Consider the following 25,842-nt stretch of genomic DNA (forward strand, 5'->3'; position numbering starts at 1 on the left):
CGCGATCGACCACGGGCGAGCTACGCTCGTCCCGGACCCCTCCAGGGGAGGGTAAGAAAGACCTCAATCCGCCCCTGCCAGCTTTCCCTTCTCACGCGTTGCCGCCACCACATCGCGCACGAGATCGAACACGCCATCCGCTTGCGGCGGTGCGTTCGGGGAGCGGCCGAGCCGCACGATCACCAGCTTCTCCGACGGGATCACGATGGTGTATTGCCCGATCGTGCCCTTGGCGAAGAAGGCATCGCGCGGCCAGCCGTGCTCCACGCGAAACTTCGCCCCGAAGCTGTCGCCCTGGTTTGTCCAGAAGCCGGCGCCGATGCCGACCCAGGCATTCGGCGTGGCCGTCGCCGAATAGTTCACCCAGCCTTCCGGCAAGATGCGTTTGCCGCCGGCGACGCCGTCATTGAGATAGAGCTGGCCGAAGCGCGCCCAATCGCGCGTGGATGCGAGCGTCTCGCTCGACCCTTCGATTGTGCCCGAGCCATCGAGCTGGAGCGTGACGTGGCGCATGCCGAGCGGCGCGAACAATTCGCGGCGCGCGAAGCGGAGCGCGCCTTCCGGCGTGCCGCCGGCCGCATCACGGATCAGATGCGAGAGGATGAGGATGTTGCCGTCGTGGTAATTCCAGGCGGTGCCGGGCGCGGTCTCGAGCGGGATGGTCTCGGCATAGGCCGCCATGTCCGTCTCCACGAACTTCATCCGGTTGACCGGCTCGAAGGCGGAGCCGAGCGAGGCCTGCAGCGAGCTGCCGAGCGCGAGGCCGGCGGTGTGGCGCAGAAGCTGATCGACGGTGATCGCATGGTGTGGATCATGGGGATCTTTCCAGGCGGCAACCGGCGCTGGTCCGTCGAGCTTGAGCTTGCCCTGGCGCACGAGGATTCCGGTGAGGGCCGAGATCACCGATTTCGTCATGGAGAAGCCGAGCAGTGGCGTCTCGGGTCCGATGCCGTCGGCGTAGCGCTCGGCGATGACGCGCCCGGCTTTCATCACCACGATCGCGCGAGTGCGGCGGTAAGGCGGTTGCGCCGGCTCGGTGAAGGCGCGGTCGAGTGCACCGGCCAGTTCGGGGCTTTGCGGCGGCACGAGTGAGGAGCCGGCGATCTCCGGCAACAGCGCGGGCTGTTTGTCGTCAGGCGGCACCGTCACGTCGGCGATGCCCGCTTCATGCTCGAGCGTGCAGCCAAGGCCCTCACGATAGACGGCGTGGCTGCGGCCGATGCCAAACAGCGTCACCGTGACATCCTTGCGCGTGCGATCGACCCGGGTGTCCATCGCCCAGGTGATCAGGCCGGTGCCGGGCATGGCGTCGGTGGTCTCGGTGAAGTTGCGCCTTGGGTCGAGGCCGGAGACGAACGTCTCCGAGCACAGGATGTCGGCGACGAAGCCGGTGGCGACCTTAGGCATGTCGCGGGCCCGGGCCGCGCCGAGCACGAGGCCGGCAGCGGCGATGGTGGTGGTGAGGAGGACGATCTTGCGGCGGCGGGTCACGGGCTTTCTCCGGCACAGGGGGCGTGTGCGGCGAGGAAGCCGGAGCAGGCGGAGGAGCGCTCGCCGGATTTGGAAAATGGTCTGGTTGAAGTCGGAAGGTACTGGTCGATTCTGGAATCATGCAGTGATTCCAGTGGCTTAAAATCTAGGCCGTAGTCACCTTGAGCCGTCGATATTCCGACGGCGTCACACCGGTGACCGCCTTGAAGGCGCGGTTGAACGGGCCGAGCGACTGGAAGCCGGCATCCATGGCGATTGTGATGACGGGCACCTCGGCCTGGGCGGGATCGGCGAGCGCGGCCTTGGCTTCCTCGATCCGGTGGTTGTTCAGGAATACATTGAAGTTGCGGTAGCCGAGCCGCTGGTTGATCAGGCGACGCAGCCGGTATTCGGGAATCTTCAGCCGGCCGGCGAGCACGCCGATGGTGATGTTCTCCTGGCGATAGATCCGCTCGTCCGCCATCAGCCGCATCAGGGCATCGACGAGTTTCTGGTCGGCCGCATCCTCGACCGCAGGCTGGCCCTGCGCAATCGCCGGTACGGGCTCAGCTGCGACCTGAAACAGATCCGCGCCATCGACACGCATCATGGCGTAGACGATCGCCGCGACGGTGCAGGCCAGCGCAGCGGCATTGATGGTTTCGACGACCTCGCCGACGTGGTTGCCGGCGGCCGTGATCTGGAGCATCGCGCTCAGTCCACCATAGAGTGCAGTTGCGCAGACGATGAAGACACGAACACGGCGGCGGCGCTCGACCAGGTCGGTCGGCCAGGAGGCGATCATCTGCCCAACAGCAAGCGCGATGAAACCGAGCACGATCAGATTGACTGCCGTCACCGAGAACCGCACATGGCCGCTGGGTGCAATCCAGACGCAGCCTGCGAAGCTGAAGGCCGTCACCAGCCCCCAGACCCATCCGTGCCACCAGCGCAGGCGAAACTCGTCGTCGAACAGGGACCGGGTGAACAGCCAGAACACCACGATGGTGCCGGTCGACAACGCGACCAGCGGGGCATGCAAGAGCGGGATCCGCGACGTGACATCCACCGAGTAGCTCGCCGCATGCGCAGCCGATCCCAGCGCAAAGGCCGCGCCGAGGCGGGCTGCAGTCACGCTGCGGAAGTCGGCAAGCAACGACGCCGCCAGCACCAGCAGCAGTGCGACGCTGGCAGCGCGAAAGGCAAGCTCGATTGCGGCAAGGGTCATCGGATGGGCGGACGGTCGCGGTTAAAGTCGGACGAACATCGTTCGTTGTGCCGGCTTTTTCAAGGACCATCGGCACTCACAACTGTCATCGCCGGCTCGACCGGGCGATCCAGTACTCCGAGACGGCAGTGATGGAATCGACGGGCCGCGGCGTACTGGATGCCCCGGTCAAGCCGGGGCATGACAGCGGAGCGTGCGACCCGGCCTTTGCCGCGACGGCGGTGCAAAATCCTGCTACCGTCTTGCTCAATAAAGCCAAAAGGAGTTCACCATGAGCTGGCAACCCTCGAACGATCCCGTGCTCGGCGATCCCATGTCCTGCGATGCGCTCGATCTCGTCATCGTGCCGCGCACGCGGGACCTCGGCGACGGATTTGCCGTGCGGCGCGCGCTGCCCCACGGCAAGCGGCAGATGGTCGGGCCCTTCATTTTCTTCGACCATTTCGGCCCGGTGCAGTTCGTCTCCGGCAAGGGCATGGACGTGCGGCCGCATCCGCATATCGGGCTTGCCACCGTCACCTATCTGTTCGACGGCGCCATCATGCATCGCGACAGCGAGGGCAACGTCCAGGAGATCGCGCCCGGCGCGATGAATCTGATGACGGCCGGGCGCGGCATCGCTCATTCCGAGCGCACGCCGGAGGCACAACGCGCCTCGGGCCAGAAGATGCTGGGCCTCCAGAGCTGGATCGCCCTGCCGGCCGGATCGGAAGAAATTTCGCCGTCGTTCCAGCACTACGGCGCCGGCGACCTGCCGATGATCTCCGAGCGCGATTTTACCGCACGGGTGATCGCGGGATCCTCGTTCGGTATCACCTCGCCCGTCTCGATGGTGTCGCCCTGGTTCTACACCGAGGTCACGGCGGCCGCCGGGGCGGCCGTGCCGCTCGACCCGGATCATGAGGAGCGCGCGATCTACATCGTCGATGGCGAGGTGGAGATCGCGAACGAGCGTTACGAGGCGCCGCGATTGCTGATCTTCCGACCGGGCGACCGCATCACCGTGAAGGCGCTGAAGGCGACCCGGATGATGTTTCTCGGCGGCGATGCGCTGGAAGGGCCGCGCCACGTCTGGTGGAATTTCGTCTCCTCCAGCAAGGAGCGGATCGAGCAGGCCAAGCAGGACTGGAAAACCGGCCGCTTCGCGGCAGTTCCGCAGGAACATGAGTTCATTCCGCTGCCGGAATAGGCTAATCCGATTGCCGGTCGCGCCATCAGGCGCGGCCGGATCTCCTGCGCGAACGCCCTGAAAGCTCCGACGATGACCACCATGCTCTCCAGCGACCTGCCCCTGACCAAGATCGGGCGCGGCAAGGTGCGCGATATCTACGCCGTCGACGACGACCGCCTGCTGCTGCTCACCACCGACCGCATCAGCGCCTTCGACGTCGTGATGGGCGAGACCATCCCGATGAAGGGCGCGGTACTCACGCAGATCAGCGCATTCTGGTTCAATGAGCTCGAAGGCGTGGTGCCTCATCACATGATCAGCGCCGACACCGACGAGATCATCGCCGCCGTGCCGACGCTGAAATCGCACCGCGCCGAGATCCTTGGTCGCGCCATGCTGTGCAAGCGCACCACCGTGTTCCCAATCGAATGCGTGATCCGCGGCTATCTCTCGGGCTCGGCGTGGAAGGAATATGCGGCCAGCGGCACGCTCGCGGGCGAAAAGCTGAAGGCCGGTCTCGTCGAAAGCGAGAAGCTGGAGCCCGCGATCTTCAGCCCGGCGACCAAGGCCGAGACCGGCCATGACGAGAACATCACGATCGCGAAGATGCGCGAAGTGGTCGGAGACGAGACGGCGTATACGCTCGAGAGCATGACGCGCGCGATCTACACGCTCGGCGAGGAGCTCGCCCGCGAGCAGGGCATCATCATCGCCGACACCAAGTTCGAGTTCGGCCGCGACAAGGACGGCCGCATCATCCTGATCGACGAAGTGATGACACCGGACTCCTCGCGCTTCTGGGCGGTCGATGCCTACAAGCCCGGCCAGCCGCAGGCGAGCTTCGACAAGCAGCCCCTGCGCGACTATCTCGACGTCGAGCGCCGCGCCGGCCGCTGGAACGGCGACGCCCCGCCTCCGCCGCTGCCGGCCAGCGTGGTGGATGCGACGAGCAAGCGATATCTGGAAGCGTATCGGCGGGTGACGGGGAAAGAGCTGAAGATCTAGCTTGCACCTGCCATCGCGACGCACTGGGTCAAGCAGGGATTGATCGACGACGGGCTTCAGCGTTGGGCGCGTGATCCGCATCCAACGCAAACAGCAGTTCGGCAACCCGATTGGCGGACGCCGTCCAATCCGCGAGCTTGGTGTAATTGTCCGTGAACCAGTTGAAGGCGGTCTGAACAACGACGAACGCCGCCGAGGCCTGAACCACTTCGCCGAGAGTCATGGTGTCGTCAAGGTACTTGGGCAGGCAAAGCAGCAGGCCGACCACCGGCGTCACCAGAAGACCCGAATAAGTGACCAGCGTCATCCGCATCAATTGCCAGCAGTAGATTCGCCAGATCGCAATCACGGCTTTCAGGGCGGCGCCAAGGGCATGGCGGCTATTCATGCCGGCCTCCTGCACCACCTTGCCTTCGCCGATCTCGCGCACATGGGTTCCGATCGCACGGAGCTCGGCCTCCATGCGCTTGTTTTCCTCGATGACCCGGGTCAGACGGCCGGCTGTCAGCCAGATGCCGATCACCAGCAGCGCGGAATAGGCGATCACGGCGAGAACGAGGTAGCCGGGAATCGCAAAGGCGATGCCATCGAATTGGACCGTCAGGCTGCCCCCGACCGACCAAAGCACGCCGACGAAGGTTGCAATCGTGAGCACCGACTGCAGCAGGCCGTTGGCCAGATCGACCGGGAGGTCCGTCGCGATCCTGGCATCTTCGGCGATGCGATATTCCGGCGCCTCGTGATGCCCTTCGATGGCGCCGCGCCCTGGACCAGCATCCGCCAGCCAGTCGCTATAGAGGCGATTGCTCAGCCACTCGCGCCAGGAGCGCTGCAGGGTCATGCGGGCCCACACCGAGAACACGACCAAGGCGATGCTCGCCGCAGCCAGCGGCAGAAACCGGAGGGCCAGGGCCAGCAGCTCGGCCTGATCCTTCCGGCCGATGGCGTTGAAGAAGTCCCGATTCCAGAAGTTCAGGCCATATTGCGTCAGGAGCTGCAGCACGACGTCGATGATCAAGGCGATCACCAGCAGCCAAGCCATCCACGCCGTCGGTCCGCGCCAGTAGCCCGAGGCACTTTGCCAGAAACGGCCAAGAAGCCGCATCTCGCCCGGAATGGAAGAGGTCCTCGTCAGCATGAGCGAGCCGCAACCCTGCGCGCGCGCCACCCCTATGATGCCGCGCGGGTCAGGTTAGGCGATCTTGCCCGAGGCCTTTTGACCTGCGTCAAGCGACGCCGGCGGCTATACCCCCGCCATCATCACGTATTTGATCTCGACATATTCTTCCATGCCGTGACGGGAGCCTTCCCGGCCGAGGCCGCTTTCCTTGACGCCGCCGAACGGCGCGACTTCCGTGGTGATGAGGCCGGTGTTGACGCCGACCATGCCGGACTCCAGCGCCTCGGCGACGCGCCAGACGCGGCCGAGATCGCGGGAATAGAAGTACGAGGCAAGACCGAACGGCGAGGCGTTGCACATGGCGATGACGTCGGCCTCGTCCTTGAAGCGGATCACCGGCGCGAGCGGGCCGAAGGTTTCTTCCTGCGACACCAGCGAGTCCGCCTTGACGTCGGCGAGCACGGTGGGCTCGAAGAAGGAGCGGCCGAGCTCGCTGCGCTTGCCGCCAGTCACGACCTTGGCGCCGCGCTTGACGGCGTCGGCGATGTGGCGCTCGACCTTGTCGACCGCCTTCATGTTGATCAGCGGGCCCTGCGTGACGCCGCTCTCGGTGCCGTCGCCGATCTTCATCGCCGCGACCTTGGCCGACAGCTTCTTCACGAACTCGTCGTAGATCTTGTCCTGGGCGTAGAGGCGGTTGGCGCAGACGCAGGTCTGGCCCATGTTGCGATACTTCGAGACGATCGCGCCTTCGACCGCAGCATCGATATCGGCGTCGTCGAACACCACGAAGGGTGCGTTGCCGCCAAGCTCGAGGCCGAGCCGCTTCACGCCGACGGAGGCTTGCTGGTAGAGTATCTTGCCGACCGCAGTCGAGCCGGTGAAGCCGACGAAACGCACCGCCGGATGCTCGCACAGCACCTTGCCGATCGGCGGCGCGTCACCGGTGATGATGTTGAGCACACCCTTGGGAATGCCGGCCTTCTCGGCGAGCACGGCCAGCGCCAGCGCCGACAACGGCGTCTCGTTGGCGGGCTTCAGCACCACCGTGCAGCCGGCCGCGAGCGCCGGCGAGACTTTTCGCGTGATCATCGAGTTCGGGAAATTCCACGGCGTGATCGCGCCGCAGACGCCGATCGGCTGCTTGATCGCGAGCAGGCGCGCATCGGGCCGCTGGGTGGGAATGGTCTCGCCATAGACGCGGCGGGCCTCTTCGGCGAAGAATTCGATATAGGCGGCGCCGATGTCGACCTCGCCGAGCGCCTCGGTGAGCGGCTTGCCCTGCTCGGAGGTGAGGATCAGCGCGAGGTCCTCGCGATTGGCGACGATCAGCTCGAACCATTTGCGCAGGATGTTGGAGCGCTGCTTGGCGGTATGCTTGGCCCAGCCCGGGAAGGCACGCTCGGCGGCCTCGACCGCCTTGGTCGTCTCGGCCGCACCGAGCTGCGGAACCTTGGCGAGCTCGACGCCGGTGGCGGGATTGTTGACGGCGAACACCGGGGTGCCGACCCAGGCGCCGTCGATGTAGCAGGCCTCCTTCAGGAGCGACGGGTCCTTCAGCCGGTCGCGCAGGGTGGCGGTGGCTTGCGGGGCGCGTGCGGCGGCGGTCGGTGTCATGGCGTTACTCCCTGGGGGCGATCGGATCGGCCCGCAATATAGGGGCAGGTGGTGCCCGATGCACCGCCCCGCAACGCACATCTGATGGGAGCTAAAGAGAGAGCGGCCTTAGGCCGCGCCGCTCATATAGGTTTCGCGCCGGCCGATCATGCGCTCGGCGGCCGCCTTGGCGTCGGCCTTCGAGGAGGTCGCGCAGGTCCGGTATTCGAGATCGGGCACGTCCGAGGCGTTGCGACGTCCGAACCACGACTTCGAACCGACCGGCAGCAGCGCCAGGGATTGCGCCAGATTGTCGACTGCCCCGAAGGAATAGAGCGCGCCGGTGCCGGCGATACGCACTTCGTAAATGCCGGGCGAAATCGGCGCCTCCAGGTTCTCGCCCCGTCCGGGACGGGGATAGCGCTTCCATTCGCTCCAGGTCGAAATCATCTGAGTCCCCTCGCGGCCACCCGGGGCCGCCAAATTTGCATCAAGTCTTAACGTCGGCCGCCGATTGGGCCGAGTGCTGAACGCGGCAGCGCACAAAATGTTTCAAGTGCTTCAAACACGTGAAGCATATCGCCGGAGCCCATCCTAGGTCACGGCGAGATGCGGCCATCCACCGCAGATTGTGACGGAGTGTTGCCGTTCAGCCCGCCTGTCGTCCTGCGTGGGGCGCAGACCGTCAAGTCACGACATCGCGACCGTTGCGGGCATCTGGACGCGCTTGCCGCGCGGGGCGTGCGGGAGGACAATCGATCGCTGCCAACAATAATCAAACCCGAGGAAACGCCATGCAAAGCAAAGCCCAGATCGACGAGATTCTGCGTCAGAAGAGCGAGGCCAATGAGATCCCCGGCGTCGTCGCCATCGCCGCGAGCGGTAACGACGTGCTGTATCAGGGCGCGTTCGGCAAGCGCGACCTGTCGAAGCCCGATGCGATGACTGAAGACAGCGTGTTCTGGATCGCCTCGATGACGAAGGCAGTGACATCGGCGGGCGCGATGCAGCTGGTCGAGCAGGGCAAGCTGTCGCTGGATGCGCCGATCGGCGAGGTGCTGCCCGATCTCGCCAATCCGCAGGTGCTCGAAGGCTTCGATGCCAAGGGCGAGGCAAAGCTGCGGCCGGCCAAGCGGCCGATCACGCTGCGGCAGCTCATGACCCACACCGCCGGCTTCTGCTACAATATGTGGAACGGCGATCTGGCGGTCTATCTGGACAAGAACGGCATTCCCGCGATCACCACCTGCCAGAACGCGGCGCTGAAGACGCCTGTCATGACCGACCCCGGCACGCGCTGGGAATACGGCACCAACATCGATTTCGTCGGCAAGGCGGTGGAAGCCGTCAGCGGCAAGCGGCTGGACGCCTATTTGCGCGACAATCTGTTCAATCCGCTCGGCATGAGCGACACGGCCTTCAAGATCACCGACAGCATGCGCAAGCGCCTCGTCGGCATGCACGCGCGCGGCGAGGACGGTCAGCTCGCCGCGATCCCGTTCGAGCTCGAGCAGGAGCCGGAGTTCCACATGGGTGGCGGCGGCCTCTACTCGACCGCAGCCGACTACATCAAGTTCACCCAGATGATCCTGAACAAGGGCCGCGGCAACGGCAACCAGGTGCTGAAGGCCGACACGATCGCCATGATGAGCCAGAACCAGATGGGCGATCTCAGCATGACCAAGATGACGACGGCGGCGCCGATGTACACCAACGACGTCGATCTCTATCCGGAGCAGGTGAAGAAATGGGGCCTCAGCTTCATGATCAACACGCAAAAGACCGCCGAGGGCCGCAGCGCCGGCAGCCTGGCCTGGGCCGGCCTTGCCAACACCTATTACTGGATTGATCCGGCGCGCGACGTCACCGGCGTGATCCTGATGCAGCTGCTGCCCTTCGCCGACGGCAAATGCCTAAAAGCGTTCGCCGGCTTCGAGCGCGGCGTCTATGCCGGGCTCGACGCGGGCAGCGGGCAGAAGGCGGCCTAGCCACTTAGTATGAGGTGCGCTGCATCGCGCGCCATCACCGCAATCGATAACCTCGTGCCCAAAGCCATCGGCTTCAGGCACGAGGCACCACCTTTGAGGAGACGAACTTGGCGAGCGATCTGACGGACAAGGCGGACAGCTACGTTTGCGGCATCTCGGATACGCCGCTGCTCGGCGACACCATCGGTAGCAGCCTCGACCACGCGGTGCGGCGCTGGGGGACACGCGAGGCGCTGGTCTCGCCCAGCCATGGCGTCAGATGGACCTGGAGAGAATTCGCCGAGCGGGTCGACGCGCTCGCCGCGGGCTTTCTCGCGCTCGGGCTCGAACGCGGGATGCGGATCGGCATCTGGTCGCTGAACCGGCCGGAATGGACGCTGACCCAGTTCGCCGCCGCCAAGGCCGGCCTCATCCTGGTGACGATCAACCCCGCCTATCGGCTCAGCGAGCTCGAATTCGCGCTGAAGAAGGTCGGCTGCGCGGCAATCGTCACCGCCACCGCGTTCAAGACCAGCAATTACATGGAGATGCTCAACACCCTGCTGCCGGAGCTGGCCGGCGCCAGGCCCGGACAATTGCAGGCGGCGCGACTGCCGGCCTTGCGGATGGTGATCCAGATCGGCGGCCCTGGGGCCCCAGGCACGATCCCTTTCGAGGAGGTCGCGCGCATGGGCAGAGCGGAGCACCGCGAGCAACTGGCCGCGCTCGGTGCCGCGCTTCAGTTCGACGATCCCGTCAACATCCAGTTCACCAGCGGCACCACGGGATCGCCGAAGGGCGTGACGCTGACGCACCACAACATCCTCAACAACGGCTATTTCACCGGACGCGCGATGCGGCTGACCGAGCAGGACCGGATCTGCATTCCCGTGCCGCTCTATCATTGCTTCGGCATGGTGATGGGCAACCTTGCATCCGTCACGCTCGGTACCACCATGGTCTATCCCGGTGAGGGCTTCGATCCGCTCGCGACGCTGCGCGCGGTCGAGCAGGAAAGATGCACCGCGCTGTACGGCGTGCCGACCATGTTCATCGCCGAGCTCGATCATCCCGAGTTCAAGAATTTCAATTTGAAATCGCTGCGCACCGGCATCATGGCGGGCGCGCCCTGCCCGATCGAGGTGATGAAGCGCGTCAACACCGAGATGAACATGCGCGAGGTCACCATCGCCTATGGCATGACCGAGACCAGCCCGGTCAGCTTCCAGAGTGCGACCGACGATCCACTCGAGCGGCGCGTCTCCACCGTCGGCCGCATTCACCCGCATGTCGAGGTGAAGGTTGTCGATCTCGAAGGGCGGATCGTCAAGCGCGGCGAACGCGGTGAGCTCTGCACCCGCGGCTACAGCGTCATGCTGGGCTATTGGGAGGAGACGGAAAAGACCGGCGACGTGCTCGACGCCAATGGCTGGATGCACACCGGCGACCTCGCCACCATCGACGACGAGGGTTATTGCAACATCGTCGGCCGCATCAAGGATCTGGTGATCCGCGGCGGCGAGAACCTCTACCCGCGCGAGATCGAGGAATTCCTGTACCGCCACCCCAAGATCCAGGACGTGCAGATCTTCGGCGTCGCCGACACCCGCTACGGTGAGGAGCTCTGCGCCTGGATCCGCGTCAGGCCGGGCGAGACGCTGACGGTCGAGGAGGTGCGCGGCTTCTGCGACGGCCAGATCGCCCACAACAAGATTCCGCGCTACGTCGAGTTCGTCGACGAGTTTCCGATGACCGTGACGGGCAAGATCCAGAAATTCGTGATGCGGGATGCGGTGGAGCAGCGCCTGGGGCTGAAGGCGGCGAAGACGGCGTGAGGGGCGCACGCTGCCGCCACACAATCGTCATTGCGAGCGCAGCGAAGCAATCCAGTCTGCCTCCACGGAGGGATTCTGGATTGCTTCGTCGCAAGCGCTCCTCGCAATGACGCGGAGAGAGTCGCGCGCGTTACGCCGTCAGCCCGCGCTGGCCAGCCAGCTCCTTCAGCGACACCAGCGGGCGGGCGCCGATGTGCTGGATCACTTCGGCGGCCGCGAGCGCGCCGAGCTCGCCGCACTGCTTGTACGCAAGGTTGCGCGCCAGGCCATACAGGAAGCCTGCGGCGAAGAGATCGCCGGCGCCGGTGGTGTCCACCACCTTCTCGACCGGGAACGCCGGCGCGGCGACGGCGTCTTCGGACGAGATCACCATGCAGCCCTTCTCGCTGCGGGTGACCACACCGAGATTGACGTCATTGCGCAGCTGCTTCAGCGCGGTGTCGAAGTCCGAGGTCATGTAGAGCGAATGCAGCTCGGACTCGTTGGCGAAGACGATGTCGACGGTGCCGTTGCGCATAAGCCCCAGGAATTCGTCGCGATAGCGATCGACGCAGAACGAATCCGACAGCGTCAGCGCCACCTTGCGCTTGGCGTCATGGGCAATCTTGGCCGCCTTGACGAAGGCGTCCTTGGCGTTTTTGGGGTCCCAGAGATAACCCTCGAGATAGACGATGGCGGCAGAGGCGATCTCGGCCGGGTCGATGTCGGCGGGCGACAGGTCCTGCGCCGCGCCGAGATAGGTGTTCATGGTGCGCTCGCCATCATCGGTGACCAGGATGTAGGAGCATCCGGTGGCAGGGCCGTCCTTGGCGGCGGGCGTGTTGAAGGCGACGCCGGCCGAGCGGATGTCGTGGACGTAGAGCTTGCCGATCTGGTCGTCCTTGACCTTGCCGACATAGGCGGCGCGGGCTCCCAGGCTGCCGATGCCGACGATGGTGTTGGCGGCAGAGCCGCCCGAGACTTCCGTGGCCGGCCCCATGTCCTTGTAGATGGCCGCCGCCCGCGCCTCGTCGATCAGGGACATGCTGCCCTTGGTCATGCCGTGGCTGGCCAAAAAGGCCTCGTCGGTTCTGACCAGCACGTCGAACAGCGCGTTGCCGATGCCAAGAACGTCATATTTCACGTCAGCCATTCACCTTGATCCTGTTTGGCGGATTGCGGACCTTACGGAAATCCGCTTCCTGTCGGCCTGAAATTCAAGCTCGCGGCCTATCACGACCGGGCCTGCACGGGCAAGCAACGGTATTATAAAGAGCCGATGATCCGCTCCTTCCTGACCGTCTCGACGGGAACGCTGGCCTCGCGGCTGCTGGGCTTTGCCCGGGATTCCCTGATCGCAGCGCTGCTCGGCACCGGCGTCGTGGCGGATGCGTTTCTGGCGGCCTTTCAGCTCGTCAATGTGGTACGGCGCCTGCTCAGTGAAGGGGCACTGAATGCGGCGCTGATCCCGGCCTGGCTGCGCGTCAGGGACCGCGCCGGCGATGCGACCGCAGCGGCGTTCTCAGGGCGCGTGCTGGGCACGGTCAGTGTCGTCCTGATCGCGGCCTCAATCCTGATCGCATTGTCGATGCCGCTGATCATCACGATCATCGCACCCGGATTCCTCGGCAGCCCCACGCTCGATCTCGCGGTGCATAATGCGCGGCTGATGCTGCCTTATCTGGCCTTTGCCGGCCCCGTCACGGTGCTGATGGGACTTTTGAACGCGCAGGGACGCTTTGCGCTCACGGCATTCTCGCCGCTGCTGTTCAACATCGCGCTGATCGCCGCGATTGCGGCGCTCATCCTCGCGCATGCCGATGCGGCTTTCGCGGCGTGGATGCTGGCGGCGACCGTGGGCATCGCCGGGCTGCTGCAGCTCATGATGTTGCTGTCGCAGCGAGGTGCGCGCCTCGCGACACCGCTGCGCGTCAGTTTCGACACGGAGATGCGCAGCTTCTTTGCCAAGGCGATTCCCGGCATGATCGCAAGCTCGGGGCCGCAATGGCTGATCGTCGCCGGCGCGATCATTGCGTCCGCGACCCCGTCCGCGGTGTCGTGGCTCTATTTCGCCAACCGCCTGATCGAGCTGCCGCTCGGCATTGTCGGCGTCGCCATGGGCACGGTGCTGGTGCCGGAACTGACGCGCGCCGTCGCCAGCTCCGACCGCGCGGCGGTGGCGCATGCGGAATCGCGCGCGCTGGAGCTTGCCGCCGGGCTGGCACTGCCGGCCGCGCTCGGCCTGATCGTGCTGGCCGAGCCGATCGTGCGGCTGCTGTTCGAGCACGGCGCCTTCGGCGCCGTCGACAGCGTGGCGACGGCACAGGCGCTGATGTGGCTGGCGCTGGGTCTGCCGGCGCATGTGCTGATCAAGGCGCTGTCGCCGGCCTTCTATGCCCGCAGCGACACGATGACGCCGCTGCTCGCCACGGCCAAAGGCTTTGTGGTCGCGATCGCCCTCGCCGTGCTGCTCGGGCATGTCTTCGGCGCCAGCGGGATCGCGGCCAGCATCGCGGCCGGCGCCTGGAGCAGCGCATTCTCGCTGCTCCGGAAAGGCAGGAGCGCATTCGGATTCTCGATCGATACGGCCGCCCGCAAGCGGCTGCCGCGGATCGTGCTCGCTGCTGCCGCGATGGGCGCCCTGCTCTGGCTGACAGCGGGCCTTGTACCCGCGGAAGCTCACGGCTTCGTCAAATTCATCGTGCTGGGCCTGCAGATCGCCGCCGGGATCACGGTCTATGGCCTGCTGCTGCAGCTCCTCGGCGCGGCCTCGTGGCGCGAGGCGGCTGCCGCCTTGAAGCGACCGGCCTGAACTGGCTGGACTTGCGAATTGCCCTTGACGGGGCAGCGCCACTGTTGGAAACGACGGCCGAATACCTATGGGAAGCTGACCATGCCATTCGTTGAACGGGTCTTTTCGGGCGTCCAGCCGACGGGCAATCTGCACCTCGGCAACTATCTCGGCGCCATCGTCAACTTCGTGAAGATGCAGGAAACCCACAGCTGCATCTATTGCGTCGTCGACATGCACGCGATCACGCAGGGCGTCGACGTCTGGGGCGGACCGGCCGAACTCACGCGCAACACCCGCGAGGTGACCGCCGCGTTCATCGCCGCCGGCATCGATCCCAAGAAGCACATCGTGTTCAACCAGAGCCAGGTCTCGGGCCATGCCGAGCTCGCCTGGATCTTCAACTGCGTCGCGCGCATGGGCTGGCTCGGCCGCATGACCCAGTTCAAGGAGAAGGCCGGCAAGGATCGCGAGAACGCCTCCGTCGGCCTGTTCGACTATCCCGTGCTGATGGCCGCCGACATCCTGCTGTACCGCGCCACACACGTGCCGGTCGGCGAGGACCAGAAGCAGCATCTCGAGCTCTCGCGCGACATCGCGCAGAAGTTCAACAACGACTTCGGCGAATCCATCCGCGCTCAGGGCGCCAATGACGGCCTGTTCTTCCCGCTGCCGGAACCGCTGATCACGGGCCCGGCAACGCGCGTGATGAGTTTGCGCGACGGCACCAAGAAGATGTCGAAGTCCGAAGCGTCGGACAATTCGCGCATCAATCTGACCGACGACGCCGACACCATCGCGCAGAAAATCCGCAAGGCGAAGACCGATCCGGAGCCGCTGCCGACGGAAGAGAAGGGCCTGGACGCGCGCCCCGAAGCCGACAATCTCGTCGGCATCTTCGCCGCGCTCTCCGGCCGCTCCAAGGCCGACGTGCTCCGTGAATTCGGCGCCGGCCAGTTCTCCAGCTTCAAGAACGCGCTGGCCGAGCTGTGCGTGACCAAGCTCGCGCCGATCGCCGGCGAGATGAAGCGCCTCGTCGCCGACCCCGGCCACATCGACGCGATCCTGAACGACGGATCCGACCGCGCCCGGGCGATCGCCGACGAGACGATGAAGCTCTCCAAGGACATCGTCGGCTTCATCCGCCGGCGCTGACAACGTGAGAGATGCGGCCTACGCCAGCGCCGGCCGCATCTCCTCTCCCCAAGCTTGCGGGAGTGTGGCAGCATGCCGGTCATGCACATTCCGGGACATGCATGACCAGCAAGCGACTTTGCTACGAGCCGGGTCACAAGCCCAAATGCCTCGTCATCGTCGACGACACCGCCGAATGGGATCGCGCGGTCTACTATGCCAGCCGCTGGGCGATCCGCGGCGGCGGCGGCGTGGTGATGCTGCGCATCATCGAGCCTGAGCAACAGAGCCAGGAATGGCTGGGGGTTGCCGACATCATGCGAGCCGAGGCGCAGGAAGCCGCGGAAGCCGCGCTCGACCGTGCCGCCGGACGCGCCAACGGCATCGCCGCGATCACCCCGGAGCGGGTCATTCGCGAGGGCGCACCAATGGAGCAACTGCTCGCGGTGATCGATGAGGATCCTGATATCGCCGTGCTGGTGCTCGCCGCCAATCCCGGTGCGGAGGGTCCGGGACCTCTGGTCTCGCTGCTCACGCACGAGCTGGGCACGTTCCCGGTGCCGGTGACCATCATCTCCGGCGCGCTGAGCGACCAAAGCGTGGATTCGCTGTCGTAGCTGCGCGGTTTCTTCCCCTCCCCTGGAGGGGGAGGGTCGATCGCGCGCAGCGCGAGCGGGGTGGGGTGACGGTATTTCCCCATCCAACAGTGCCCGTGCGGAGAGATCACCCCACCCCGGCGCTTCGCGCCGACCCTCCCCTCCAGGGCCCCTCCAGGGGAGGGTACGAAGCCCTTAACTCACTGAATCCTATAGCCAAAATTGCTGCCGGCCCCTTGACCGTGCGTTCGCCGTCGCCATCTGCTAGGAACTAGGGCACGCGCCGGCCTTGAACCGGCGACGTCTGGAGAAAACCATGTTCATTCAAACCGAAGCCACCCCCAATCCCGCCACGCTGAAGTTCATTCCCGGCCGCGTCGTGGTCGACGGCAGCCCGATGGAGTTCGCGAGCCGCGAAGCCGCTGGCCGTTCGCCACTGGCGGAAAAACTGTTCGAAGTACCCGGCGTCACCGGCGTGTTCTACGGATCGGATTTCATCACCGTGACCAAGGCGGGCGGTGAATGGCAGCAGCTCAAGCCCGCGATCCTTGGCGCCATCATGGAGCACTACATGTCCGGCGCGCCGCTGCTCGCCGACGGCGTGGCTCAGGATGATGCCGACCTCGACGACGAGGACGAGTTCTTCGACGAGGCCGACGCCGAGACGGTCGACATGATCAAGGACCTGATCGAGACCCGCGTGCGGCCGGCGGTGGCCAATGACGGGGGCGACATCACCTTCCGCGGCTTCAAGGACGGCGTCGTCTATCTCCACATGAAGGGCGCCTGCTCCGGCTGCCCGTCATCGACCGCGACGCTCCAGCACGGCATCCAGAATTTGCTGAAGCATTTCGTGCCTGACGTGGTCGAAGTCCGGCCGATGTGATCGATCAGCGAATGGCGAGTAGCGAATGGCGAATGGCATTCCGATCGGCTAGACTATTCGCTATTCGCCACTCGCCATTCGCTTGTCCATGCTGATCCTTGCCATCGATACCGCGCTCGACGCCTGCTCCGTCGCCGTGCTCGACACCGAAGCGGCCGAGTTGCGTGCGCAAGAACAGCTCCTGATGAAGCGCGGCCACGCCGAGGCCTTGATGCCGATGATTGCGCGCGTGATGCAATCGGCCGGCCTCGCCTTCACCGCCCTCGACCGGATCGCGGTCACGGTCGGCCCCGGAAGTTTCACCGGCCTGCGCGTCGGCATTTCGGCAGCACGCGGCCTCGCGCTCGCGGCCGGACGGCCTGCCGTCGGCCTCACCACCTTGTCGGCCTATGCCGCCACCGTCGTCGGCCAGAGCAAAGCGGCGCCGGTGATCTCCGCCATCGATGCGCGGCACGACCATGTCTATTTCCAGATCGTCGCCGGCGATGGCAGCCAGCTGGTGCGGCCGCGCGTCGCTTCCATCGACGAGGCGATCGCCGCCTCGCAATTCGGTGCTCCGCATCTGGTCGGCAACGCCGCAAACATCCTCGCCGAGCGTTGGACGAAAGACAGCGAACAACCGGTCGCGGTCGATGCGCAGCCCGCGCCCGACATCGGCTGGGTCGCGTGGCTCGGCGCCGCGGCCGATCCCGAGACTAGTCCGGCACGCCCGTTCTATCTGAAGGCGCCCGACGCAAAGCCGCCGGCACAGCCGCCATTTGCAGCACAAGCCGCAAGCTCATGATGAGATGGCTGTCGGAATGGTGGCGCGGTGGGACGGCCGCCGTCGAGCCGGCTTCCGTGCGCGACGCCGCATGGCTGGCGCAGCTTCACGCCGCCTCCTTCGCGCACGGCTGGGGCGAAAGCGAATTCGAGAGCATGCTCGGCGAGCGCAACACGCTGGTGCATCGGCTGCGCCAGGGACGCAGGACCATCGGATTCGCAGTGTCGCGGATCGGCGCGGACGAGGCGGAAATCCTCTCGGTCGCGGTGGACCAAGCCTGTCGCGGCCGCGGCCTCTCCCGCACGCTGCTGATGACCCATCTCGGCCACCTCGCAGGGCGCGGCGTGCGCACAATATTTCTCGAAGTCGAGGAAAACAACCAGCCGGCGCGTCGGCTCTACGACAGGTGCGGATTCGTGGTGGTCGGACGCCGCGAACGCTACTATAAGCAGCCGAACGGGGAACAATTGAACGCCCTTCTGATGCGGCGTGACTTGTCGTAATATTGATGGCAGAAAGCGCCCCGTCAGGCAGACAACACATGACTGGACTTAAACCTTCCTCCGCATCCAAGGCGTCCGGCATCGAGGCGCGCTGTGCCGCCACCGGCATGCGCATGACCGAGCAGCGCCGTGTCATCGCCCGCGTGCTCGCGGAGGCGGTCGATCATCCCGATGTCGAGGAACTGTACCGGCGCTGCGTCGCCGTCGACGACAAGATCTCGATCTCGACCGTGTATCGCACCGTCAAGCTGTTCGAGGATGCCGGCATCATCGAGCGCCATGACTTTCGCGAGGGCCGCGCGCGCTACGAGACGATGCGCGACAGCCATCACGACCATCTCATCAATCTCAGGGACGGCAAGGTGATCGAATTCACCTCCGAGGAGATCGAGAAGCTGCAGGCGGAGATCGCCCGCAAGCTCGGCTACAAGCTGGTCGACCACCGCCTCGAGCTCTATTGCGTCCCGCTCGACGACGACAAGCCGACGTCCTGATCGGGCATGACCTTGTCGGAAAACCGCTTCACACTTTTCCGGGTCATGCCTTAGTGCCCGTCGACCTCATCATCTTCGATTGCGACGGCGTGCTCGTGGACAGCGAGGTGATCTCCTGTCGCGCCCATGCCGACGTGCTGACGCGGCACGGCTATCCGATCACGTCGGAGCAGGTGCTGGTCCGCTTCCTCGGCGTGTCCGAGAAAGACGCGCGGCGGATGGTCGAACAGGAAATCGGCCGCAGTCTCCCCGATGATCTCGAGCAGCAGGTCAATGCGGCGACGCTGCGATCCTACGCCAGCGACCTGCAGCCGATCACCCACGTAGCGGCCGCGATCGCCGCGATCGATCTGCCCAAATGCGTTGCGTCCAGCGGCACGCCGGACAAGATCCATCACGGCCTCACCTGCGCCGGGCTCTACGACCTGCTCGCCCCGAACATCTTTTCGGCGAGCCAGGTCGCGCGCGGCAAGCCGGCGCCCGACCTGTTCCTGTTCGCCGCCGCGCAAATGAAGACCGCGCCGGAGCGGTGCGTGGTGATCGAGGACAGCATCCCCGGGGTCACGGGCGCGCACGCCGCGGGGATGACCGTGCTGGGCTTTCACGGTGGCGGCCATTGCCCGCCGGGTCATGCCGAACGGCTGCGAGCAGCCGGCGCCGGACTGACCTTCGACGATATGCGGCAATTGCCCGAGCTGGTCCGGCGGGTCGGAGCGAGTGCCCCTTGAGGTGGTTTTCGACGTCATTCCTGGGCGATGCGCAGCATCGAACCCGGAATCCAGAGGTTTTGGCGCGAGATTCCGGGTTAGCGACCGCATTGCGCCGGGGAATGACGACCTGAAGGCGCCATTCGCTGGATTTTCGGCGCTCCAACCTCTATTTGAAGGCCGTCCTCCACCACCATTTCGGGTTCCATGACGCCGCCGCGCAAGCTGCACATCAAATCATATGGTTGCCAGATGAACGTCTACGATGCCCAGCGCATGGTGGACACGCTGGCGCCGGAAGGATTCGTGGAGATTGATAGCGCCGAGGACGCCGACCTCGTCATCCTCAACACCTGCCACATCCGCGAGAAGGCTTCGGAGAAGGTCTATTCCGAGCTCGGGCGTCTGCGCGTCGCCAAGGACGAGGCCGCGCGCGGTGGCCGCGCGATGCAGATTGCAGTCGCCGGCTGCGTGGCACAGGCCGAGGGCGAGGAAATCGTGCGCCGCGCGCCTGTCGTGGACGTCGTGGTGGGACCGCAGAGCTATCATCATCTGCCGGAGCTGTTGAAGCGTGCCGGCGACGAAGGCCGCGCGATCGAGACCGAATTTCCCGCGGCCGACAAGTTCGGATTCCTGGCCCAGCCAAAGCCCGATGCGATCCGCGCGCGCGGCATTTCCGCTTTCGTCACGGTGCAGGAAGGCTGCGACAAGTTCTGCACCTTCTGCGTCGTGCCCTACACGCGAGGTTCGGAAGTCTCCCGCCCTGTCGCGAAGATCGTCGACGACGTGAAACGGCTCGCCGACAACGGCGTGCGCGAGCTCACGCTGATCGGACAGAACGTCAACGCCTATCACGGCGAGGGACCGGACGGGAAATCCTGGCCGCTCGGCCGGCTGCTCGAGCATCTGGCGACCATTCCCGGCATTGCGCGGTTGCGTTACTCGACCAGCCATCCGCGCGACGTCGACGACAGCCTGATCGCGGCCCATCGCGACCTCGGTGCCCTGATGCCGTTCGTGCACCTGCCGGTGCAGTCGGGCTCGGACCGGATTCTCGCCGCCATGAACCGGAAACATACCGCCGATGATTACCGGCGGGTCGTCGACCGTTTCCGCACGGCGCGCCAAGACATTGCTTTTTCATCGGATTTTATCGTCGGCTTCCCCGGCGAGAGCGAGCAAGATTTTCTCGCCACTCTCGCGCTTGTCACGCAAATCGGCTACGCTGCGGCTTATTCGTTCAAATACTCCGCCCGGCCGGGAACGCCGGCCGCGGACATGCAGGAGACGGTGTCCCCCGCCGAGATGGACCAGCGATTGGAGCGGCTCCAGGAACTGATCGACAGCCAGCAATCGGCCTTCAACAAGGCTGCGATTGGCTCAACCGTCGATGTGCTGTTCGAACGCACCGCCCGCAAGGACGGCCAGATCGTCGGCCGCACCGCCTTCCTCCAGCCCGCCCATGTGATGGCCTCGGCCGACATCATCGGACGAATCCTGCCGGTCAGGATCGACAGCCTCGAGCGCTACAGCTTCCTCGGCGAGCTCGCCACCCCGCGCGAGCCCGCTTTATCGCAAGCCACTGGAGCCTGAACCCTTGCCAAAAAGCGCATCGGATTCGTCTTCCATCGCTCCCAGCCGCAAATTTGACCGCGACATGCAAGTTCCGCCCGAGACCCAGGTCGTCATCGACTTCGACGACAACCGCGCCGCATCCGCGCTGGTCGGCCCCTACGGCCAGCACCTGGCGCAGGTCGAGCGGCGGCTCGGCGTCGTCGTCGATTCCAAGGGCAACCACATCACGATCGGCGGCACGCGCGACGGCTGCGACGCCGCGCGCCGCGTGCTGGAGATGCTGTACGCGCAAGCCGTGAAGGGACAGGACCTCGACCAGGGCGAGGTCGAGGGCGCGATCCGCGCCGTGATCGCGCAGGGCTCGCTGTTCGAGTTCGACGCCAAATCGGCCAAATCCGCGTTCGACAGCATCAATTTGCGCAAGCGCCCGGTGCGCGCGCGCACTGCCGCGCAGGATTCCTACATCCGCGCGCTGAAGCGCCACGAGCTGGTGTTCGGCATCGGCCCCGCCGGCACCGGCAAGACCTGGCTCGCGGTCGCGCATGCCGCGCAACTGTTCGAGCGCAAGGAGGTCGACAAGATCATCCTGTCGCGTCCGGCGGTGGAAGCCGGCGAGCGGCTCGGCTTTCTGCCCGGCGATCTCCGCGAGAAGGTCGATCCATATCTGCGCCCGATCTACGACGCGCTCTACGACCTCATGGATGCGCGCATCGTCGAGCGTGCGCTGCAGACCGGCGAGATCGAGATCGCGCCGCTCGCCTTCATGCGCGGCCGCACGCTGACCAACGCCGCGATCATCCTCGACGAGGCGCAGAACACCACGTCGATGCAGATGAAGATGTTTTTGACCCGCCTCGGCGAGAACAGCCGCATGATCGTGACGGGTGACCCTTCGCAGATCGATTTGCCGAACGGCCAGACCTCGGGCCTGGCCGAAGCAACGCGCCTCCTCAGCGGGGTCGAAGGCATTGCCCAGGTGCATTTTAAAGCCGAGGACGTGATCCGCCACGAGCTCGTGGCGCGGATCGTCGCCGCCTATGAAGGTTCGCCGCAGCGGCCGGCCACCGATAAATCCTGACGGGGCAACAGCCGGACCATACGGGCGCAGACGCGGCGCCTATCGTTCCGAACAAAGACAATGTCACATCCCAATCTTCCCATGACCGAGGTCCTCATCGTCGCCGATTGCTGGCAGCGCGAGCCCAATTCCGAAGCCGTGATCCAGCGCGCCGTTGCCGCCGCCGCCGAGAGCGTCGACGAAGAGGTTGCCGACGCCGAAGTGGCCGTGATGCTGACCGACGATGCCGGCATCCGCACCCTCAACAGCAACTGGCGCGGCATCGACAAGCCGACCAACGTGCTGTCGTTCCCCGCACTCCAGCCCGAGGGCGAGTGGAAGGAAGGCGATGCCCCGCGCATGCTCGGCGATATCGCGATCGCCTACGAGACCATGCGGCGCGAGGCCGACGAGGAGCACAAGCCGTTCGACCACCATCTGAGCCATCTCGCCGTGCACGGCTTCCTGCACCTGATCGGCTACGACCACGAGAACGACGGCGACGCCGAGGAGATGGAAGCGCTGGAGACGCAGATCCTGGCTCACCTCGGAATCCCCGATCCCTATGCAGACCGCGCGGCGGCGCACTGAAATGCCGGAGTCCGACCCGATCCAGGACAATCCGCGCAACACGGCCAACCTGCCGGCCGTGGTGACACAGGGCGAGGTGATGCGCCCGACCGCCGACGGCTGGCTGTTGCGCGCCATCCGCACGCTGTTCGGCTGGAAGGCGGGATCGGTGCGCGACGACCTTCAGGTCGTGCTCGACGCGACGACGCCTGACGACACCGGTTTCTCGGCGGTCGAGCGCACCATGCTGCGCAACATCCTCGGTCTGCATGAGCGCCGCATCGCCGACGTCATGGTGCATCGCGCCGACGTCGTCGCGGTGAAGCGGGACATCCCGCTCGGCGAATTGATGGATCGCTTCGAGAGCGCCGGCCATTCCCGCCTCGTGGTCTACAACGAGACGCTCGACGATCCCGTCGGCATCGTTCACATCCGCGACCTGCTCGCCTTCATGACGGCGCGCGCCCGCGTCTCGGAAGCCACCAAGACCAAACGCAAGAAGCCGCTGCCGGCCGGGCTCGATTTGCGCGCCGTCGATCTCGCGCTGCCGCTCGAGGACGCGCGCATCATCCGCAAGCTGCTCTACGTGCCGCCGTCGATGCGGGCGATCGACCTGCTCGCGCAGATGCAGGCCACGCGCATTCACCTCGCGCTGGTGGTCGACGAATATGGCGGCAGCGACGGGCTGGTTTCGCTCGAGGACATCGTCGAGCAGATCGTCGGCGAGATCGACGACGAGCACGACAGCGACGAGCCGCCGTCGATCGTGCGCCTGCCCGACAACGCTTTCATCGCCGACGCCCGCGCCAGCCTCGACGACGTCCGCTCGGTGATCGGCGAGGATTTCGTCACCGGCGAAGCCGGCGAGGAGGTGGAGACGCTGGGCGGCTATCTCGTCAGCTTCGTCGGACGCCTGCCGGTGCGCGGCGAGGTGATCTCCGGCCCCGGCACTTACGAGGTCGAGGTGCTCGATGCCGATCCGCGCCGCGTCAAGCGGCTGCGCATCTCGACGCGCAAGGAACGGCCGGCGCCGCGGACCCAGCGCGAGAGAAGCCGCCGCGAGGCCGCGCCGGACGGCGGTCAGCCGCCCGCCAGCGACACGCAGAGCCCGCCGCCAAGCGACGGGACTAGCCAACAGTGAGTCCGCTGCAGCGAGTTCGGCAGATCGCGCTTGCCATCATCCTCACCTGGGGATGGAAGCGCGCCGTCATCGCGATGGCGGCCGGCGCGCTATCGGTGCTGGCGCTGGCGCCGTTCAACGTCTTTCCAGTGCTGTTCATCACCTTTCCGGTGCTGGTCTGGCTGATCGACGGCACCGGCGCCGGACGATATGGCGGCATTCCTGCCGCAGCATTGACCGGCTATTGGTTCGGACTCGGCTATTTCGTCCCCGGCCTGTACTGGATTGGCTACGCCTTCTTCGTCGATGCCGACGTGTTCGCCTGGCTGACGCCGTTCGCCGTGCTCGGCCTGCCGGCTTATCTGTCCATCTTCACGGCCATCGGCTTTGCGCTGGCGCGCCTGCTCTGGACCAAGAACGCCACGCGCGTGCTTGCGCTCGCGGCAAGCCTCACGTTGAGCGAATGGCTGCGCGGCCACGCACTGACCGGCTTCCCCTGGAACGCGTTCGGCTATGCGCTGTCCGAGCCGCTGCCGCTGGCGCAAGCCGCTTCGCTGATCGGCCTGTGGGGCATGACCTTCCTGACGGTTGCGATCTTCGCGAGCCCCGCGACGCTGATCGACCGCACGCCCGATCGCCGCCTGCAATGGCGCGTACCGGCGGCGGCGATTGCGCTGTTGATTGTCATGAGCATCTTCGGCGCAATCCGCCTGTCGCTGCATCCGACCACGATGGTGTCGGGCGCCAAGCTGCGCCTGATGCAGCCGAACCTCCAGCAGGACGCGAAATTCAACTACGCCGCCAAGGCGGAAGTGATGAAGAAGTACCTCGCGCTGTCGGACCGTGCCTCCGGCCCACAATCGACCGGCGTGCGCGATGCCACGATCCTGATCTGGCCCGAATCCGCCTTTCCGTTCTTCCTGACCCGCGAAGCCGACGCGATGGCGCAGATCGCCGATCTCCTGCCGAAAGGAACGGTGCTGATCACGGGCTCGGTCCGGGCGCCCGATCTGCCGCGTGGCACGCCGATCACGCGTGCCTATAATTCGATCTATGTGGTTGATCATGACGGCAGCGTGCTTGCGGTCTACGACAAGCTCCATCTGGTGCCGTTCGGCGAATTTCTGCCCTATCAGGCGTTGATGGAGAAACTCGGCTTCGAGCAACTGACGCGTGTGCGCGGCGGCTTCATTCCCGGCACGGTGCGCCATGCCCTGCCGGTACCAGGTGCACCGCCCGCGCTGCCGCTGATCTGTTACGAAGCAATCTTTCCCGGCGAAGTGGCGGGACGCAACGAACGTCCGGGCTGGATCGTGAACCTCACCAATGACGGCTGGTTCGGCATCTCGACCGGCCCCTATCAGCATCTGGAGCAGTCGCGGATGCGCGCGATCGAGCTCGGATTGCCGCTGGTCCGCTCTGCCAATACCGGCGTCTCCGCGGTGATCGATCCGGTGGGCCGCACCGTTGCCAGCCTTGGACTTGGAATCGAAGGCATTTTGGATGCAAGCCTGCCCGCCGCGATCCCGCCGACCGTGTATGCGCGCGTGGGCGACGTGCCCGCCGCCATGCTCGTCGCGCTGGCCGTGTTTCTGGCCGTCCGCCGGCGTGTCGCCCAGCCGCAGCGCTGATTGCAGCTTCGCCACCAGCGCGGCCGGAAGCTTTTGACAACCGTAGTCCCACGGTTGACAGACTGCACGCAGGCTCCCCATTCTGCACCAGCTGCAAAAGACAGTGGTGCATTGCTAAATTTCTCCGCAATGTTTCCCAATAACAGGGTTTGATTTGACGTTGCTTGCACCTGAGGCACTCCAATTGATTGCGCTGAAGGTGGTGTTTGGAGGGCTGAGGAAATGTCGAAAGCGCCCAACCCTGTTGACAAATATGTCGGCAGTCGCGTGCGCATGCGCCGCATCATGTTGGGCATGAGCCAGGAAAAGCTCGGTGAAGCTTTGGGCCTGACTTTCCAGCAGATTCAGAAATACGAGAAGGGCACGAACCGGGTCGGCGCGAGCCGCATCCAGCAGATCGCCGAGATTCTGCAGGTGCCGGTGTCGTTCCTGTTCGAGGGCGGTCCGAGCGGCGTACCGGGGCCGGATGGCTTCAGCGAAGGCGCTTCGCCCTCCTACGTCTCGGATTTCCTCGCGACCTCCGAGGGCCTGGCCCTGACCAAGGCGTTCACGCGAATCACCGATTCGAAGATGCGCCGCTCGATCGTCGATCTCGTCGAGCAGATCGCAGCCCGCGAGGGCCCCGACAAGCGCTGAGGCGTCAT

Annotated in this window: 24 protein-coding genes; 18 read left to right on the plus strand and 6 right to left on the minus strand. The window is 65.4% G+C overall.

Annotation, left to right across the window (positions count from 1 at the left end; genetic code table 11):
* Positions 1–63: 63 nt before the first annotated feature.
* Both Q0743_RS27250 and Q0743_RS27255 read right to left on the minus strand, forming a co-directional pair.
* On the minus strand, positions 64–1,491 hold the full coding sequence (locus Q0743_RS27250; protein ID WP_298244564.1) for a serine hydrolase: 1,428 nt from the start codon (positions 1,489–1,491) through the stop codon (positions 64–66).
* A gap of 145 nt (positions 1,492–1,636) precedes the next feature.
* Complete coding sequence (locus tag Q0743_RS27255) at positions 1,637–2,698, minus strand: helix-turn-helix domain-containing protein (protein WP_298244565.1); 1,062 nt, start codon at positions 2,696–2,698, stop codon at positions 1,637–1,639.
* A 271-nt stretch (positions 2,699–2,969) separates the two neighbouring features.
* Here Q0743_RS27255 and Q0743_RS27260 point away from each other — a divergent pair, with 271 nt between their 5' ends.
* Positions 2,970–3,887 carry a pirin family protein gene (locus Q0743_RS27260; RefSeq protein WP_298244566.1) on the plus strand — a complete coding sequence of 306 codons (918 nt, stop codon included), beginning with the start codon at positions 2,970–2,972 and terminating at the stop codon, positions 3,885–3,887.
* A 72-nt stretch (positions 3,888–3,959) separates the two neighbouring features.
* Positions 3,960–4,874 (plus strand): phosphoribosylaminoimidazolesuccinocarboxamide synthase, encoded by a 915-nt coding sequence (locus tag Q0743_RS27265; protein ID WP_298244567.1) that lies wholly within the window; start codon positions 3,960–3,962, stop codon positions 4,872–4,874.
* 28 nt (positions 4,875–4,902) lie between these two features.
* Here Q0743_RS27265 and Q0743_RS27270 read toward each other — a convergent pair whose 3' ends face one another.
* The 3 genes from Q0743_RS27270 to Q0743_RS27280 all read right to left on the minus strand — a co-directional run bounded on the left by Q0743_RS27270 (position 4,903) and on the right by Q0743_RS27280 (position 8,040).
* Positions 4,903–6,042 (minus strand): SbmA/BacA-like family transporter, encoded by a 1,140-nt coding sequence (locus tag Q0743_RS27270; RefSeq protein ID WP_298244568.1) that lies wholly within the window; start codon positions 6,040–6,042, stop codon positions 4,903–4,905.
* A gap of 75 nt (positions 6,043–6,117) precedes the next feature.
* Positions 6,118–7,611, minus strand: coding sequence for an NAD-dependent succinate-semialdehyde dehydrogenase (locus Q0743_RS27275; RefSeq protein WP_298244569.1), 1,494 nt, complete (start codon positions 7,609–7,611; stop codon positions 6,118–6,120).
* Between the two features lie 108 nt (positions 7,612–7,719).
* Positions 7,720–8,040 (minus strand): hypothetical protein, encoded by a 321-nt coding sequence (locus tag Q0743_RS27280; RefSeq protein WP_100178576.1) that lies wholly within the window; start codon positions 8,038–8,040, stop codon positions 7,720–7,722.
* A 344-nt stretch (positions 8,041–8,384) separates the two neighbouring features.
* On the opposite strand from Q0743_RS27280, the gene Q0743_RS27285 reads away from it, so the two are divergent.
* Positions 8,385–9,578, plus strand: coding sequence for a serine hydrolase (locus tag Q0743_RS27285; protein WP_298244570.1), 1,194 nt, complete (start codon positions 8,385–8,387; stop codon positions 9,576–9,578).
* A gap of 119 nt (positions 9,579–9,697) precedes the next feature.
* A complete protein-coding gene (locus tag Q0743_RS27290; RefSeq protein ID WP_298244590.1) occupies positions 9,698–11,392 on the plus strand; it encodes an AMP-binding protein in 1,695 nt (564 codons plus the stop codon).
* Between the two features lie 130 nt (positions 11,393–11,522).
* Here Q0743_RS27290 and Q0743_RS27295 read toward each other — a convergent pair whose 3' ends face one another.
* Positions 11,523–12,524, minus strand: a complete 1,002-nt coding sequence (locus Q0743_RS27295; RefSeq protein WP_298244571.1) for an adenosine kinase — start codon at positions 12,522–12,524, stop codon at positions 11,523–11,525.
* 126 nt (positions 12,525–12,650) lie between these two features.
* On the opposite strand from Q0743_RS27295, the gene murJ reads away from it, so the two are divergent.
* The 14 genes from murJ to Q0743_RS27365 all read left to right on the plus strand — a co-directional run bounded on the left by murJ (position 12,651) and on the right by Q0743_RS27365 (position 25,834).
* Entirely contained in the window at positions 12,651–14,183 is a 1,533-nt protein-coding gene (murJ, locus tag Q0743_RS27300) for a murein biosynthesis integral membrane protein MurJ (protein WP_298244572.1), read from the plus strand.
* An 81-nt stretch (positions 14,184–14,264) separates the two neighbouring features.
* The gene (gene trpS, locus Q0743_RS27305; RefSeq protein ID WP_298244573.1) at positions 14,265–15,317 is read left to right on the plus strand and encodes a tryptophan--tRNA ligase; all 1,053 of its coding nucleotides are present in this window, start codon (positions 14,265–14,267) and stop codon (positions 15,315–15,317) included.
* A 101-nt stretch (positions 15,318–15,418) separates the two neighbouring features.
* Complete coding sequence (locus tag Q0743_RS27310) at positions 15,419–15,913, plus strand: universal stress protein (protein WP_298244574.1); 495 nt, start codon at positions 15,419–15,421, stop codon at positions 15,911–15,913.
* Between the two features lie 295 nt (positions 15,914–16,208).
* Complete coding sequence (locus Q0743_RS27315; protein WP_298244575.1) at positions 16,209–16,778, plus strand: NifU family protein; 570 nt, start codon at positions 16,209–16,211, stop codon at positions 16,776–16,778.
* 88 nt (positions 16,779–16,866) lie between these two features.
* Positions 16,867–17,562, plus strand: coding sequence for a tRNA (adenosine(37)-N6)-threonylcarbamoyltransferase complex dimerization subunit type 1 TsaB (tsaB, locus tag Q0743_RS27320; protein ID WP_298244576.1), 696 nt, complete (start codon positions 16,867–16,869; stop codon positions 17,560–17,562).
* The gene (gene rimI / locus Q0743_RS27325; RefSeq protein WP_298244577.1) at positions 17,559–18,044 is read left to right on the plus strand and encodes a ribosomal protein S18-alanine N-acetyltransferase; all 486 of its coding nucleotides are present in this window, start codon (positions 17,559–17,561) and stop codon (positions 18,042–18,044) included. Before tsaB ends, rimI begins: the two co-directional genes overlap by 4 nt.
* Before the next feature lie 38 nt (positions 18,045–18,082).
* Positions 18,083–18,538, plus strand: a complete 456-nt coding sequence (locus Q0743_RS27330; protein WP_200470780.1) for a Fur family transcriptional regulator — start codon at positions 18,083–18,085, stop codon at positions 18,536–18,538.
* Positions 18,539–18,591: 53 nt separating this feature from the next.
* On the plus strand, positions 18,592–19,266 hold the full coding sequence (locus tag Q0743_RS27335; RefSeq protein WP_298244578.1) for an HAD family hydrolase: 675 nt from the start codon (positions 18,592–18,594) through the stop codon (positions 19,264–19,266).
* A gap of 186 nt (positions 19,267–19,452) precedes the next feature.
* A complete protein-coding gene (gene miaB, locus Q0743_RS27340; RefSeq protein WP_298244579.1) occupies positions 19,453–20,838 on the plus strand; it encodes a tRNA (N6-isopentenyl adenosine(37)-C2)-methylthiotransferase MiaB in 1,386 nt (461 codons plus the stop codon).
* 64 nt (positions 20,839–20,902) lie between these two features.
* On the plus strand, positions 20,903–21,898 hold the full coding sequence (locus Q0743_RS27345) for a PhoH family protein (protein ID WP_298244580.1): 996 nt from the start codon (positions 20,903–20,905) through the stop codon (positions 21,896–21,898).
* Between the two features lie 81 nt (positions 21,899–21,979).
* On the plus strand, positions 21,980–22,468 hold the full coding sequence (gene ybeY / locus Q0743_RS27350; protein WP_298244581.1) for an rRNA maturation RNase YbeY: 489 nt from the start codon (positions 21,980–21,982) through the stop codon (positions 22,466–22,468).
* A gap of 1 nt (position 22,469) precedes the next feature.
* Positions 22,470–23,588 (plus strand): hemolysin family protein, encoded by a 1,119-nt coding sequence (locus Q0743_RS27355; protein WP_298244582.1) that lies wholly within the window; start codon positions 22,470–22,472, stop codon positions 23,586–23,588.
* Positions 23,585–25,198 carry an apolipoprotein N-acyltransferase gene (gene lnt / locus Q0743_RS27360; protein WP_298244583.1) on the plus strand — a complete coding sequence of 538 codons (1,614 nt, stop codon included), beginning with the start codon at positions 23,585–23,587 and terminating at the stop codon, positions 25,196–25,198. The genes Q0743_RS27355 and lnt overlap by 4 nt, the downstream gene beginning before the upstream one ends.
* Positions 25,199–25,420: 222 nt before the next feature.
* The gene (locus Q0743_RS27365; protein ID WP_018319423.1) at positions 25,421–25,834 is read left to right on the plus strand and encodes a helix-turn-helix transcriptional regulator; all 414 of its coding nucleotides are present in this window, start codon (positions 25,421–25,423) and stop codon (positions 25,832–25,834) included.
* Positions 25,835–25,842 lie beyond the last annotated feature (8 nt).

Origin of the sequence: uncultured Bradyrhizobium sp. (genome assembly GCF_936943645.1) — a bacterium.
In the GTDB taxonomy this organism is placed as follows: domain Bacteria; phylum Pseudomonadota; class Alphaproteobacteria; order Rhizobiales; family Xanthobacteraceae; genus Bradyrhizobium.

What these genes read in the sequence shown, in the direction of transcription:
- Q0743_RS27255 (WP_298244565.1), bottom strand. Translation starts at nt 2,698, where the DNA reads ATGACCCTTGCCGCAATCGAGCTTGCCTTTCGCGCTGCCAGCGTCGCA.
- Q0743_RS27260 (WP_298244566.1), top strand. Translation starts at nt 2,970, where the DNA reads ATGAGCTGGCAACCCTCGAACGATCCCGTGCTCGGCGATCCCATGTCC.
- Q0743_RS27265 (WP_298244567.1), top strand. Translation starts at nt 3,960, where the DNA reads ATGACCACCATGCTCTCCAGCGACCTGCCCCTGACCAAGATCGGGCGC.
- Q0743_RS27275 (WP_298244569.1), bottom strand. Translation starts at nt 7,611, where the DNA reads ATGACACCGACCGCCGCCGCACGCGCCCCGCAAGCCACCGCCACCCTG.
- Q0743_RS27280 (WP_100178576.1), bottom strand. Translation starts at nt 8,040, where the DNA reads ATGATTTCGACCTGGAGCGAATGGAAGCGCTATCCCCGTCCCGGACGG.
- Q0743_RS27285 (WP_298244570.1), top strand. Translation starts at nt 8,385, where the DNA reads ATGCAAAGCAAAGCCCAGATCGACGAGATTCTGCGTCAGAAGAGCGAG.
- Q0743_RS27295 (WP_298244571.1), bottom strand. Translation starts at nt 12,524, where the DNA reads ATGGCTGACGTGAAATATGACGTTCTTGGCATCGGCAACGCGCTGTTC.
- murJ (WP_298244572.1), top strand. Translation starts at nt 12,651, where the DNA reads ATGATCCGCTCCTTCCTGACCGTCTCGACGGGAACGCTGGCCTCGCGG.
- trpS (WP_298244573.1), top strand. Translation starts at nt 14,265, where the DNA reads ATGCCATTCGTTGAACGGGTCTTTTCGGGCGTCCAGCCGACGGGCAAT.
- Q0743_RS27310 (WP_298244574.1), top strand. Translation starts at nt 15,419, where the DNA reads ATGACCAGCAAGCGACTTTGCTACGAGCCGGGTCACAAGCCCAAATGC.
- Q0743_RS27315 (WP_298244575.1), top strand. Translation starts at nt 16,209, where the DNA reads ATGTTCATTCAAACCGAAGCCACCCCCAATCCCGCCACGCTGAAGTTC.
- tsaB (WP_298244576.1), top strand. Translation starts at nt 16,867, where the DNA reads ATGCTGATCCTTGCCATCGATACCGCGCTCGACGCCTGCTCCGTCGCC.
- rimI (WP_298244577.1), top strand. Translation starts at nt 17,559, where the DNA reads ATGATGAGATGGCTGTCGGAATGGTGGCGCGGTGGGACGGCCGCCGTC.
- Q0743_RS27330 (WP_200470780.1), top strand. Translation starts at nt 18,083, where the DNA reads ATGACTGGACTTAAACCTTCCTCCGCATCCAAGGCGTCCGGCATCGAG.
- miaB (WP_298244579.1), top strand. Translation starts at nt 19,453, where the DNA reads ATGACGCCGCCGCGCAAGCTGCACATCAAATCATATGGTTGCCAGATG.
- Q0743_RS27345 (WP_298244580.1), top strand. Translation starts at nt 20,903, where the DNA reads ATGCAAGTTCCGCCCGAGACCCAGGTCGTCATCGACTTCGACGACAAC.
- ybeY (WP_298244581.1), top strand. Translation starts at nt 21,980, where the DNA reads ATGACCGAGGTCCTCATCGTCGCCGATTGCTGGCAGCGCGAGCCCAAT.
- Q0743_RS27355 (WP_298244582.1), top strand. Translation starts at nt 22,470, where the DNA reads ATGCCGGAGTCCGACCCGATCCAGGACAATCCGCGCAACACGGCCAAC.
- Q0743_RS27365 (WP_018319423.1), top strand. Translation starts at nt 25,421, where the DNA reads ATGTCGAAAGCGCCCAACCCTGTTGACAAATATGTCGGCAGTCGCGTG.